Origin of the sequence: Nonomuraea sp. NPDC050153, assembly GCF_044460125.1 — a bacterium.
In the GTDB taxonomy this organism is placed as follows: Bacteria; Actinomycetota; Actinomycetes; order Streptosporangiales; family Streptosporangiaceae; genus Nonomuraea.
Genome location: NZ_JBITJQ010000010.1, coordinates 344,641 through 357,542 on the forward strand (window position 1 = coordinate 344,641; position 12,902 = coordinate 357,542).

Consider the following 12,902-nt stretch of genomic DNA (forward strand, 5'->3'; position numbering starts at 1 on the left):
GCGATCCTCTAAGGAAAACGAAATGGCAGTCGAGAGCCGGCCCGAGGCCGGGCAGCAACCACGTCAGGGCGGACTTCGAGGCTTCATCCGCCGCCATCCGCTGATCAGCTTCTTCGTCCTGGCCAACCTCATGAGCTGGATCGCCTGGACGCCCTACATCCTCTCGGCGACCGGCCTGGGGGTCTGGGACTTCACCTTCCCCTCGCTGCTCGGGACCGCGCAGTTCGCCGGCGTCCTGCCCGGCGCCTATCTCGGCCCCATCTTCGGCGCGTTCATCGTGACCGCGGCCGCGGACGGCAGGGAAGGAGTCCGGCGGTGGATCGGCCGGATGACCAAGTGGCGGGTCAACTGGGTCTGGTACGTCGCGACCGCCCTCGGCGTCCCCGCCGCCATCATCGTCTCGGCTGTCGCGGTGTCCGAGGAGGACATCCACCTGCCGCCCATCGCCATGCTGGTGGCCTACGTGCCCGGGCTGCTGCTCCAGATGGTCACCACCGGCCTGGCGGAAGAACCCGGCTGGCGTGACTTCGCCCTGCCCCGCCTGCAGCGCAAGTTCGGCCCGCTGGGCGGCACCCTCGTCCTCGGACCAGTGTGGGGCATCTGGCACCTGCCGCTGTTCCTGAGCGAGTGGGGCGGGTGGCCGGACGTCACCTGGATGAGGATCGGCGAGTTCATCGCCTTCGCCGGCGTCTTCAGCGTGATCGTCACCTGGGTGTTCAACCGGACCGGCCAGAGCCTGCCCCTGGTCATGGTGCTGCACGTCAGCGTCAACAACTTCATGTCGCTCGCTTACTCGGACATGTTCCCGTCCATCGCCACCCCCGAGCAGGCGTCTCACGTCACCCTGCTCGCGGGCACCACGGTGGCGATCGTGGTGCTCATCGCGACCCGCGGCCGCCTCGGCTACCGACCGGCCGAGGAAGCCGCACATCAGAGCTGAACGACCGTGCCACGAAAGCGGGCGTGATGCGAGTCACCGTCACCGACGCCTCGATCGGTGTCACACCCCACGGCCCGATTTCGTCTTGTGAGTGAGGCACGGTTAGGGGGCCCAAATGCGTTCGTTGTCGGTCAAGCGCCGCTCGTTTCAGTTCTCCCACTGGTCGTTCATGTTCGCGGAGATCGCCGTCTGGTCATTCGTCGTCCTGGCGGTGACCGGGGCGGTGCTCATGTTCTTCTACGACCCCGGCATGTCCCGGGTGACGTACGACGGCTCGTACGGCCCGCTGCGCGGACTCTTCGTCAGCAAGGCCTTCGACTCGACCATGCATCTGAGCCTGGAGGTGCGCGGCGGCCTGCTCATCCGCCAGGTCCACCACTGGGCGGCGCTCGTCTTCGTCGCGGCCGTCGTGCTGCAACTGCTGCGCATGTTCCTCACCGGAGCGTTCCGCCGCCCGCGCACCGGGCAGTGGCTGATCTGGGTGGCGCTGCTGGCGCTGGGCATGTTCGCGGGCGAGACCGGCAACGCCCTGCCTGACGACCTGCTGTCGGGTGGGAGCCTGTGGCTGATGAAGTCGGTTGTGCAGTCCATCCCGGTGGTGGGCACCTGGGCGCTGTCGCTGATGTTCGGCCCGGACTTCCCCGGTGACAGGGTCATTCCGGTCATGTACGGCGGCCACCTGCTGCTCGCGGTCGTCATGGCCGGGCTGCTGATCGCCCGTGAACTGCTGGTGCGGCGGCACGGCCACTCCCGGTTCATCGCCTCGCTGCCGGTGCGGCGGAGCGCGCGACCGATGATGGCGCTCGCGACGATCGGCATGCTGATCATCCTCGGGTTCGGGTTCCAGATCGCCCCCATCTGGCTGTACGGCCCGGCGACGCCGTCGCAGATCTCGGCGGGCTCGGTTCCCGACTGGTACATGGGGTTCCTCGACGGGGCTCTCCGGATCATGCCCGCCTGGGAGCTCACCATCGGTGACTACACGCTCAGCCTCGCGGTCATCGTCCCCACCCTGGTGGTACCCGGGATCTTCTTCACCGCCCTGGCGGCCTACCCGACGGCCGAGCGTTTCCTCCTCTCGCGGCGCGACCGCCGCGACGCGCTGGGCCGGCCCAAGGCCACGAGTCGCATGGCCCGCGAGACGCCCGCAAGCAACCTGCTCGACCGGCCCCGCGAGGCACCGGTGAAGACGGCCATCGCGGTCACCGGCGTCACGTTCTACGGCCTGCTGTGGGCGGCCGCGGCCAACGACCAGATCGCCCACCAGTTCCACTTCACCGTCGATGCTGTGACGATCTTCTTCAGGTTCGCCGTGGTCATCGGCCCCGTCCTCGCCTTCGTCGTCACCCGGTGGATCTGCCTGGCACTCCAGCAGGCGGATCACCACGTGGCCGAGCACGGAGTGGAGACCGGGATCATCATGCGGTCGCCGGACGGTGGATTCCACGAACGACTGGCCCCGGCGCCGCAGGAGCCGGCGATCACCTCAGGAAGATGATCCTGGTAGCGCGCCCCCGGCAGGGAGCCTGCGGCTGACTCGGCCCCGGCCCGCGCCAGGGCAGCTCGAACGCCACCGGCATCATCGCGGCCGGTGGCGCAGGCTCACGCCGCCACCCGCGCGCGCAGCGCTTTCAGCGCCCTGGACCAGGCGATGACCTCGTCCAGCAACTCGACCAAGGTCGGCTCCTGATGCGGGCCGGGGGCGATCACGCCGGGCTCGGCCGGGTCGGTGATCTCGAAGTCGGCGAACACCGACAACGCCACCTGAGTGCGTACGTTGGCCACCTGGACCTCGGTCATGACCTGGCGCAGGTGCTCCACCGCCCGCACGCCGCCGTGCACGCCGTGGCTGACGAACCCGGCCGCCTTGTTGTTCCACTCGGCGAACAGGAAGTCGATGGCGTTCTTCAACGCGGCCGGGGCGGAGTGGTTGTACTCGGGGGTGACGAACACGAACCCGTCGAAGGAGCCGATCGTCTCGGCCCACCGGTTGGTGTGCGGGTGCTGGTACTCGCCGAACAGGGCCGGCGCCGGCTCGTCCAGCACCGAGAGCCCGTACTCGGCGAGGTCGACGACCTCGAAGGCCGCCTCGCCGGCGGCGACGGCCGGGTGGCGGGCGGCGACCTCGGCGACCCAGCGGGCCGCGACCGCGGTCCGGCGGCGGGGGCGGGTGCTGCCGACGACAACGGCGATCCTGATCATGTCCGTCTCCTCGTGTCTCCGTAAGGACACGAGGTAAAGTACAACGTGCATGGCAAAAAGTAAAACGCTCAATGTAATTTATGGAGAGACCTCGGATGACCAGGGAAGACAAGCGCAGGGCGATCCTGGCCGGTGCGCTGACGGTGTTCGCCCGCGATGGCTACACCCGCGCCAGCATCGACGCGATCGCCCGTACGGCCGAGGTGTCGACACGCACCATCTACAACCACTTCGCCGACAAGGCCGAGCTGTTCCAGGCCGTCATCCAGGAGAGCGCCAACCGAGCCGCCGACGCGCAGATCGCCGTCATCGACCGCCACCTGCGCAAGGTGACCGAGCTGGAGGCCGATCTGGTCGACTTCGGCCGCGCCCTCGCCGCGCCGGCCGACGCCGGGCACGCCGAGCACTTCGCGCTGGTCCGGCAGATCAACGCCGAGGCCGGTCACATCCCGCAGGCCGCGATCGACGCCTGGCAGGAGACCGGGCCGCTGCGGGTCCGCCGCGAACTCGCCGGATATCTGCGGCGGTGGACCGAGCAGGGACTGCTGTCCGCTGAGGACCCCGACCGGGCCGCCGTCCACCTCCTGCTGTTGATCTCCGCCGGCAACCCGTCCTACCAGGGCGCCGACCCCACCGGCGCGGAGATCGACCGGACCGTCACCTTCGGCGTCCGCGCATTCCTGTACGGCTACCTCGACCGACCGGCGCAGTAACCAACAGGGGGAACCGCGGAGCGCTCATCGGGCTAATGACGGGTGTAACGGCACAACGAGACGCGGAGACCATGTGTGAGCACACCCGACGTGATACCCGAAGAGTGGGACGAGGCATTACTGAGGCCCCGGTCGCTCGACGACCCCGGCTTCTTCGACGACCTCTTCCGCCGGCATGCGCCGCCGATCCACCGCTACGCCGCCCGGCGGCTGGGCGGCGACCGAGGTGACGGACGAGGTGGAGGCGCGGATCAGCGCGCTGGTGGAGCGGGCGGTGGGCTGAGGCGGGCCCAGTGAGTGAGCCGGTGGGCGGGCCCCGCTCACCTCTCGATGAACGGGGCCGGCACCCCGGGCACGGCGGCCGGGCCGGGAACGGGCTGACAGGAAGAGCTGACGAAACTGATCATGAAGCAGTAATCTGCCCTGCGTCGTTTGCCGCCTCGCCGGGGACGCGATGCCCCCGGCGGGGCGGCGACGCTCCCTATAGACGCCCCATCAACAAAGATGAGGAAGGCTCGTGATCCGACGCTCCAGGGCATTATTGCCCGCAGCGGCCCTCCTGTTCGTCTGCGCCGTCGCGCAACCCGCCGCCGCCGAAGGTGCCGCACCCGTCGTACGGCCGGTCTCGGGCATCAGCCCGCTGCCCGCAGGCTGCGGGCTTCCCCCGGCCGACGGTTACACCCTGAACCCCAACGCCGAAGTCCTGCCCATGCTGGCCCGGGACCCGAACCGTCCGTGGCACCTCGTCACGGTGTTCCAGCAGGACCGCTGGAACCGGTACGGCAGCAACGGCGCGGTCACCGCCGTGTCGGACGACTACGGCAAGACCTGGCAGCGCTCCGAGAACCTGCCGGCCTTCTCCCGCTGCAACGGCGGCACGGCCGCCAACGGCGGGGACTACGACGTCACGACCGACAACTGGGTCACGGTCACACCGTCGGGCGCGGCGGTGGCCGCGTCGTTCTCGCTGTCCCGCGCCGGCGACGTGACCGCCATCCTGGTGTCCCGGTCCGCTGACGGCGGCAAGCACTGGGACGCGCCGGTCACCCTGCAGCGGGACGACGACCCGCGCTTCTTCAACGACCGCCCGACGGTGACCGCGGACCCGTACCACCCGGGCGTGGTCTACGCGGTGTGGGACCGCATCGACAGCACGGACGCGGGCTGGACGCAGCCGATCTACCTGGCGAAGTCGACCGACGACGGGCGCACCTGGACCACGAGCAAGGTGTACGACGTGCCCAACAACAGCGGCGTCATCGGCACCCAGCTGGTGCCGCTCGCGGACGGGACGCTGCTGATCGGCATGCACCACGAGACGGACACCGAGGGCGCGACCCAGGTCATCCGCTCGACCGACGGCGGCAAGACCTGGTCGGCGCCGACGCTGAACGTTCCGGCCCCGCTCGCGGTGGGCCCCCGCATTCCGGACCCGGACAACTCGGGTGACCCGATCCGCAACGCCTCCCTGCCGCTGCTGGCCGCCCAGCCGGGCACCAAGGTGGTGAACGCCGTCTGGCAGAGCCAGGAATCCGACGGCACCTTCCACGTGGTCTACTCGCGGTCGGCCGACAGCGGGAAGACCTGGTCCAGCCCGGTCCGCGTGGACAAGACGCCCACCGGCTCCGCCGCGGTACCGGTCGTCGCCGCGTCTCGGACGGGCACCGTGGCGGTCACCTACTACGACTTCCGCAACAACACCTCCGACCCCGCGACCCTGCCCACCGACGTGTGGGCCGTCACCTGCGCCGACGACTGCACGCAGTCCGGGTCGTGGCGTGAGCAGCACATCGAGGGCCCGTTCGACGGGCGGAAGGTTCCGGCGACGAGCGTGGGACGCCTGATCGGGGACTACACCGGCCTGGTTTCGGTCGGCGCGACGTCCTTCACGAGCGTGTACGGCGTGACCACCGGCGATCCCGCCAACCCTGTGGACATTCACAGCGCGGCTTTCACCGGCTGAGCACCTGAACACCACCGGCGAGGTCCGGTCTGACCTCGCCGGCCGGGTCAGGAGCTCTTGGGCTCGCCCGGCGCGCTGAGCCCGGCATGGCCGGCTGACCGGCTGCGCCGCCGGTACTCGGTGGGCGTCAGCCCGACCAGCGCCCGGAAGCGGCGGGCGAAGTACGTCGGGTCGTCCCAGCCCACGGCGGCGCCGACCCGGGCGGCCGGCAGGGCCGAGTGCGCCAGCAACGTGGCGGCGCGCTCGGCCCGCAGCCGGGCCAGAAAGCCCAGCGGCGTCAACCCGACATACCGGACGAACAGCCGGCCGAGATAGGTGGGATCCAGGTTGACCGCCTGGGCGAGATCATCCAGCCGCCACGGATGGGCAGGCGCCTCCTCCAGCCGGGCGATGGTGGCGGCGACCGCGGGGTGGACGGCGGACTCGAACGTCTCCTGCACGGAGTCACGGCCGTCGGCCAGGATGCCCAGCACGGTGACCAGCCGGCCCAGCACACGGCCCGGACGGCGCTGATCGGCCCCGAGATCCCGTTCGAGCAGGCTGATCTCCGCGATGGCCTCCTCGGCCGCGTCCGGATCGACGGCCGTGACCGCCACGCCGTGCGTGCCGGACGCCACCGGATCGGTCCACAGCAGCCGGCGCAGCATCGGGATGTCGTACAGCAACGCCAGCTCGGCCCCGAGCGCCTGGGCGGACAGGCAGCAGTTGGCGACGGTCAGGTCGGCGCAGCCCCGGAACCCGTGCCAGGCACCGGGACGGAGCACGACGACCTCCCCGTGCCGCAGCGGGCGCTCGCCCTGGCTGGTCACGTGCCGGCCGTGGCCGGCCCCGATCACGGCGATCTCCAGGAAGTCGTGCGCGTGCGGCTCGATGTCGGGGTTCAGGTGGTGGACACCTGCCAGGACCGGGCTCCCGGCGAACAGCGCGTGCTCGTGCAGCGTGGCAGGCATGTCGGGATCGTACGACTACTTGCCGGGATCGGCCTAGCCCGTGGCGGCGCGCAACGACGACGCTTGGAGTATCCCAACGGCAAGATCCCCGGAGGTCAGCGATGACAACGAGCACGCACGAACAGTCCGGCAGCGACGTCGGCACCGACGGCCAGGTGTCGCAAGAGCTTGTGGCGCAGTACCGCGAATACGGTTTCGTCCGAGTAAGAGGCGTCTTCGGCCCCGACCAGGTCGAGCGCTTCCGGACCAGTGCCGAGGCGTTCCTGGAGGCGCATCGCGCGGAGAGCCTGGAGAAGCAGGGCGTCTTCAGCCAGCTGGTCAACGTCTGGCAGCGCGACCAGACGCTGCGGGAGCTCACGTTCGACCGGCGGCTCGGCCGGATCGCCGAGCAGCTCGCCGGGTTCCCGCTGCGGCTCTGGCACGACCAGATGCTGGTCAAGGAGCCGCACAACAACGCCGCCACGGAGTTCCACCAGGACCGTCCGTACTGGCCGCACGCGGGTGATCGGCTCCCGCTGTCGGCGTGGATCGCCCTGGTCGACGTCCCGCCGGAGCGGGGCTGCATGACCTTCCTGCCCGGCACCCAGGATCGCACCGGCCTGCGCCCGCAGGACCTCCACCACGAGGAAGACCTGTTCGAGATGGACCCGTCGCTGCGCTGGATCCCCCGGATCACCGTGCCGCTGCGCGCCGGCGACTGCACCTTCCACAGCGGCTACACCGGCCACATGGCGCTGCCCAACCGTACCGACCGGGCTCGGCTCGCGCACGTCACCATCTACATCGACGAGGCGACCCGCTACAGCGGGACCGAGCACGTCGTGACCGATCCCCTCGGTCTCACCGCGGGCGACCGGCTGGACGGCGACGCCTTCCCCCGCCCCTGGGCATAACCGCCGTTCGTCGATCGCGACGGCTTCAAGCCCGAAGTGCCCTCCTCGTCCCACTCGCGTACGTCAACGCCGGGCAGGCACGGCCCGCCCGGCGTCGAGGGATGGCAGCCGTCACACCATCGACCGCGATTCCTCCGGCTCACCGGCGTGGTCCGCCTTGGCCGGCAGGAGCAGGGCGGCGACGACCACGGCCACGGACAGCACCGCGCCGATGATGAAGGCCAGCCGCATGCCGGCGAGGTTGGCGAGCGCCTCGGGGACGTCCTCGGCCTTCAGGGCATCGGCCCGCGCGCTCATCACGGTGATCACGAGCGCGGTGCCGAAGGCCGCGGAGACCTGCTGCAACGTGCTCAGGATCGAGCTGCCGTGCGAGTAGAGATGCGGCGGAACCGCGCCCAGCCCGAGCGTGAACACCGGGGTGAAGGTCGCGGCCAGGCCCACCATCAGCAGCGCGTGCAGCCCGAGGATCTGCCAGTAGGGCATGGTCATCGTGACCTGGGTGAAGCCGGTGAGCGCGAGCATGATCCCGATCGCGCCGGGGATGACCAGCACCCGGCCGCCGAACTGGTCGAACAGGCGGCCGACGGTCGGCCCGAGCAGCCCCATCGCGAGGCCGCCCGGCATCACGAGGAGCCCGGTCTCAAGGGCGCTGAGCTGGCGGACGCTCTGCAGGTACAGCGGTAGCAAGATCATCGAGCCGAGCATCGCCATGAAGGCCACGGACATCAGGATCAGCGCGACGGTGTAGTTACGGTGCCGCAGCGTGCGCAGGTCCATCAGCGGCGCGCCCCGCTTCTGCAACGACAGCTGGCGGAAGACGAAGACGGCGATGGTCACCAGCCCGGCCGCCACGATCGCGGCGGCAACGCGGACGTCGCCGCCCTCGAACCGGCTGAGCCCGTAGACCAGGCCGCCGAAGCCCGCCGCCGCGGTCACCACGCTGAACCAGTCGATGCTGTTGAACTCGGGCTCGCCGATGTTCTGGAGCTGCTTGAGGCCACGCCAGGAGATCAGCGCGGCGATGGGGAACACGACCGCGAACAGCAGGCGCCAGGACCCGAAGTGGAGGATCACTCCGGAGATCGCCGGGCCCATCGCGGGCGCGACCGAGATGGCCAGGGTGACGTTGCCCATCACCCGGCCCCGGTCCGACTCCGGCACCACCTGCATCAGCGTGGTCATCAGCAGCGGCATCATCACGGCCGTCCCCGACGCCTGGATGATCCGGGCGCCCAGCAGCACCTCGAACGTCGGCGCGACGGCGGCCAACGCCGTGCCGAGCAGGAACAGACTCATCGCGGTGGTGTACGCGCCGCGGGTGGACACCCGCTGCAGGAACCAACCGGTGATCGGGATGACCGCTGCCATGGTCAGCATGAAGGCGGTCGAGAGCCACTGCGCGGTCTGCTCGGTGATGCGCAACGCGTCCATCAACCTAGGGATCGCGTTGATCATGATGGTCTCGTTGAGGATGACCACGAAAGTGGCCAGCACCAGCAGCCGGATCACGGCCGGCGTGCGGCCTGAGACGGCGGCCGCGGGTTTGGCGGGTGAGCCAAGCTGTGGGGTGGACACGGCACCTCGATCGGGGTTGTCGGGCATATCGCGGTCACGGCTGGCGTCGCAGCCTTCGGTCTCGCAAGAAGTCGCTGTCATACACAGACTGACCACCAGCACCGACAAAACTCATCGACCACATCCAACATTCCGGCAAGTGACACGAAATGTCACCTGGTTTTCATCCGGACCCAGTGACCACCGGCACGCTGTCGGCGGCGTGCCCGTCCAGCCGCGCGGGGTGCGGACGGTCCTGTTCGGCCTGCTCCAGGAAGGCGCGGACCTCCTCGGCCTCCGGGACGTCCAGCTCCGCATAGAGGCCGAGCGCCACCCGCCCATGCTCGCACGCCTGCTCCGAGCGCCCGAGCGCGAGGTGGGCGCGCGCCAGCCCGTCGTGCGCACGCGCCTGCTCCGGCCGGTTGCGCGTCTGGTCGGCGAGCACGAGCGCGGCCGTGTGCTCCCCGACCGCCCCTGCCGGGTCGCCCGCCGCCTCGGCCAGCCCGTTGAGCGCGGCCGCCTCGTCGGTGGTGTTGCCCAGCTTGCGGTAAAGGGCCGCGGCCTGCTCGTGACGGGTGCGTGCCTGGGCGAGTTCGCCCTGGTGCCGGAGGACGACGCCGAGGTGGTTGAGGGTCATCGCCTCCCCCGCCGGGTTGCCGAACTTGCGGTGCAGCGCCAGTGCCAGGTCCAGATGGCGCCGGGCCTCCTCGGGGCGGCCGGCCCGGTCGAGGGCGAGGGCGAGGATCCCGAGCACGTGGGCCTCGCCCCAGGTGTCGGCGCCGATCCGGGTGAGGTCGAGTGCCTGCTCAAGGTACTGCTCCGCCGTACTGTCCTGGCGGCGGCGCAGGGCCACGTTGCCCAGCGTGAGCAGCGCCCGGGCACGTTCGTACGCCTCCTCGCACGCGTCGAGGGCCTGGTGGGCGTGCTCCTCCGCGAGCTCGTACTCGCCGAGCCGCCAGTAGGTCCACGCCAGGTCGGTCAGCGCCCGCTCCTCGAACTCGCGGTGGCCGAGCTTGCGGCTGCGCTGGAGCGCCAGGGTGTGGAGCGTGAGCGCGTCGTCGTGATGCGCCTGCCTGTCGAGGAAGGGGCGCATCGTCAGGGCCAGCATGCCGAGGCAGATCTCGGGCCCGTGGACGGCGGTCGCGATGATGTTGGAGCGTTCGGCGTCGAGCCAGGCGATCGCCTCCGCGGCGTCGCGGATGGGCGCGATCGGGGCGGTCGGCTGGGGGATGCCCTCCCGCTGGCTGACGCTGTACGGGTAGAGCCGGTCCATCGCCGCGCGCGAGCGGTGCAGGTAGTAGGTGAGCAACCGCAGGACGGCCTCGTCGTCCTCGGCGATCGAGCGGGCGTGCTCGCGGAGCAGGTCGTGGAAGGTGTAGCGGCCCGGTTCGAACTGCAGGAGCATGTGGGCGTCAAGGAGGCCCTCCAGGAGCTCCTCCGCCTCGTCCTCCGAGATCCCCGCCAGCGCCGCCGCGCCGCAGGCGTCGATGTCGCGCCCCGGCGCCAGCCCGAGCAGGCGGAACATGCGCTGCTCGGCCTCGTGCAGTTGCTCGTAGGACAGGGTGAAGGCCGCCGACACCCCGTCCAGCAGCCGGCGATGGTCCCGCAACCGCCCCGCCAGGTACGACACGGTCCAGCGCGGGCGGTGCTGGAGGCGGGCGGCGGAGATCCGGATGGCGAGCGGGAGGTGCCCGCACAGCTGCAGCACCTCGCGTACGGCGTCCGGCTCGTGGCGGGCGCGCTCGCCCACGATCCGCTCGAACAGCTCGGCGGCGTCCTCCTCCCCCAGCACGTCGACCGAGAGCGCCTGGGCGCCGTCCAGGTCGACCAGCCGCCGCCGGCTGGTGATCAGGACCAGGGTGTCGGAGTGCCCCGGCAGCAGGTGGCGTACGTGCTCGGCGTCGAGGGCGTTGTCCAGTACGGCGAGCACGCGGCGATCGGCCAGCTCGGCGCGCCAGAGGGCGCTCCGCTCGACCGGCGTGACCGGGATGCGGTCGGCGGGCACCCCGAGCTGGCGGAGGAGCGCCTCCAGCGCGGCGGCGGCGTCGATCGGCTCCTGTCCCGCGGTGTGGGCCCGCAGGTCGATGAAGAGCCGGCCGTCGGGATAGCGGGCGGCCAGCCGATGCGCCACGTGAACGGCGAGCGTGGTCTTGCCGATCCCGGCCATGCCGTCGATCGTGACGACCGCCGACCCGGGCTGCTCGCCCACGAGCCGCTCCAGTTCGGCGGTCCTTCCGGAGAAATCGGGAATGTCGTACGGCAGGAAGGTGGAGCGGCGCGGCGGGCCGGAAACGACCGGTGCCGAGTCGGCCAGGCGCAGCTCCGGATCGTCCGCCAGGACCGCGCGCTCCAGCTCGATGAAGGCGTGCCCGGGGTCAAGCCCCTGCTCGTCCGCGAGAGCCGTACGGTAGGAACGCGCCGCGGCCAGGGCGTCGGCCTGCCGCCCCGCCCGGTGCAAGGCCAGGACGAGGTGGCCGTTGAGCTTCTCGCGGAGCGGGTTGGCGCTCGCCTGGGCGGCGAGCTCGTCGAGCAGCTCGCCGTGCCGCCCGGCGGCGAGCTCGCCCTCGATCAGGCGCTCGTACGCCGACAGCCGCCGGTCGTTCCAGAGCTCCCGGACGCCGGTGACGTAATGCGCGTGCACGTCCTCCAGCGCCTCGCCGCGCCACAGGTCCAGGGCCCCGCGCAGCTCACCGGCGGCCACCAGCTCGATGAACTCCTGCGCGTCGACCTGCCCGGGCTCCGGCTGCGCGACGTAGCCGCCGGCCCGCGTCTCAAGGAGCCGTACGGCTCCCGCGCCACGCAGCACCTTGCGGATCGCGGTGATCGAGGCATGGATCTGCGATCGGGCGGTGTCGGGCTGGTCGTAGCCCCACATCGCGTCGATCAGCCGCTCGATGCTGATCACCCGGCCGGCGTTGAGCAGGAGGTAGGCCAGCACGGCCCGATGACGTGGGGCGATGCCCGTCAGCGGCGCCCCGTCGACGATCATCTGGACGGGGCCGAGAAGGGTGAAGCGCAACAATCGTCCCCCCATCACCTGCGCATCGTGCATGCATAGCGAATGTATCAATCCGGGCAGACACCCTCATCTCACACGAACCGAGACGGAGGAAAACACGATGGAAGCCCGGATGAAGAACCCCGCCACGCTCATCCCCGCCGCGATGAAGCCGATCATGGAGGTGATGAAGGCCGCTCAGTCGCAGGGTCTCCCCCAGGAGCTCATGGAGATGATCCACCTGCGGGTCAGCCAGATCAACGGCTGCAGCTTCTGCGTCGACGCCGGCCTGAAGAACCTGCGCAAGCTCGGCGAGAGCGACGAGCGCATCGGCCTGGTCGCCGCCTGGCGCGAGGCTCCGTACTACACCGACGACGAGCGGGCCGCGCTGGCGCTGGCCGAGGCCTCGACCCGGCTGTCCGAGAACCCCGACGGCGTCTCCGACGAGGTCTGGAACAACGCCGCCGACCACTTCGACGAGCAGCAGCTGGCCTCGATCCTGCTGATGACCGCCGTCACCAACCTCTTCAACCGCCTGAACGCCCCGATCCGGCAGGTCGCCGGCACCTGGTAGGCCCCGTCCCTCACATACAGAGTCGGGTCGGGAGCAGACGAGGTGATGATGTCTGACGGTAGGGCCCAGGGCCTTTCTTCCGCCGGTTTCCCGGTCGGCTGTGCTTTCCCTGGTG

10 protein-coding genes are annotated in these 12,902 nt (G+C 70.4%); 6 read left to right on the forward strand and 4 right to left on the reverse strand.

The genetic code is table 11. From position 1 onward, the window contains the following. Positions 1-22 precede the first annotated feature (22 nt). Positions 23-940, forward strand: coding sequence for a CPBP family intramembrane glutamic endopeptidase (locus tag ACIBQ1_RS26275; RefSeq protein ID WP_397281489.1), 918 nt, complete (start codon positions 23-25; stop codon positions 938-940). A gap of 115 nt (positions 941-1,055) precedes the next feature. Beyond that, complete coding sequence (locus ACIBQ1_RS26280) at positions 1,056-2,438, forward strand: cytochrome bc complex cytochrome b subunit (RefSeq protein WP_397281491.1); 1,383 nt, start codon at positions 1,056-1,058, stop codon at positions 2,436-2,438. Positions 2,439-2,542: 104 nt separating this feature from the next. Here the strand turns inward: ACIBQ1_RS26280 and ACIBQ1_RS26285 are convergent, their stop codons facing one another. Then, positions 2,543-3,142, reverse strand: a complete 600-nt coding sequence (locus ACIBQ1_RS26285; RefSeq protein WP_397281492.1) for an NADPH-dependent FMN reductase — start codon at positions 3,140-3,142, stop codon at positions 2,543-2,545. Between the two features lie 95 nt (positions 3,143-3,237). Here ACIBQ1_RS26285 and ACIBQ1_RS26290 point away from each other — a divergent pair, with 95 nt between their 5' ends. Together ACIBQ1_RS26290 and ACIBQ1_RS26295 are read left to right on the forward strand one after the other, a co-directional pair. Continuing rightward, the gene (locus ACIBQ1_RS26290) at positions 3,238-3,855 is read left to right on the forward strand and encodes a TetR/AcrR family transcriptional regulator (protein WP_397281494.1); all 618 of its coding nucleotides are present in this window, start codon (positions 3,238-3,240) and stop codon (positions 3,853-3,855) included. 517 nt (positions 3,856-4,372) lie between these two features. Then, on the forward strand, positions 4,373-5,818 hold the full coding sequence (locus tag ACIBQ1_RS26295; RefSeq protein ID WP_397281496.1) for a sialidase family protein: 1,446 nt from the start codon (positions 4,373-4,375) through the stop codon (positions 5,816-5,818). A 47-nt stretch (positions 5,819-5,865) separates the two neighbouring features. Here ACIBQ1_RS26295 and ACIBQ1_RS26300 read toward each other — a convergent pair whose 3' ends face one another. Next, the gene (locus tag ACIBQ1_RS26300; RefSeq protein WP_397281498.1) at positions 5,866-6,768 is read right to left on the reverse strand and encodes an AraC family transcriptional regulator; all 903 of its coding nucleotides are present in this window, start codon (positions 6,766-6,768) and stop codon (positions 5,866-5,868) included. 101 nt (positions 6,769-6,869) lie between these two features. Between ACIBQ1_RS26300 and ACIBQ1_RS26305 the strand changes: the two genes are divergently transcribed. After that, a complete protein-coding gene (locus ACIBQ1_RS26305) occupies positions 6,870-7,661 on the forward strand; it encodes a phytanoyl-CoA dioxygenase family protein (RefSeq protein ID WP_397281499.1) in 792 nt (263 codons plus the stop codon). 111 nt (positions 7,662-7,772) lie between these two features. Here the strand turns inward: ACIBQ1_RS26305 and ACIBQ1_RS26310 are convergent, their stop codons facing one another. Both ACIBQ1_RS26310 and ACIBQ1_RS26315 read right to left on the reverse strand, forming a co-directional pair. Beyond that, complete coding sequence (locus ACIBQ1_RS26310) at positions 7,773-9,236, reverse strand: MDR family MFS transporter (RefSeq protein ID WP_397281501.1); 1,464 nt, start codon at positions 9,234-9,236, stop codon at positions 7,773-7,775. Between the two features lie 163 nt (positions 9,237-9,399). Continuing rightward, entirely contained in the window at positions 9,400-12,267 is a 2,868-nt protein-coding gene (locus tag ACIBQ1_RS26315; RefSeq protein ID WP_397281503.1) for a BTAD domain-containing putative transcriptional regulator, read from the reverse strand. A 67-nt stretch (positions 12,268-12,334) separates the two neighbouring features. On the opposite strand from ACIBQ1_RS26315, the gene ACIBQ1_RS26320 reads away from it, so the two are divergent. Further along, on the forward strand, positions 12,335-12,787 hold the full coding sequence (locus tag ACIBQ1_RS26320; RefSeq protein ID WP_355366683.1) for a carboxymuconolactone decarboxylase family protein: 453 nt from the start codon (positions 12,335-12,337) through the stop codon (positions 12,785-12,787). The last annotated feature ends 115 nt before the right edge of the window (positions 12,788-12,902 follow it).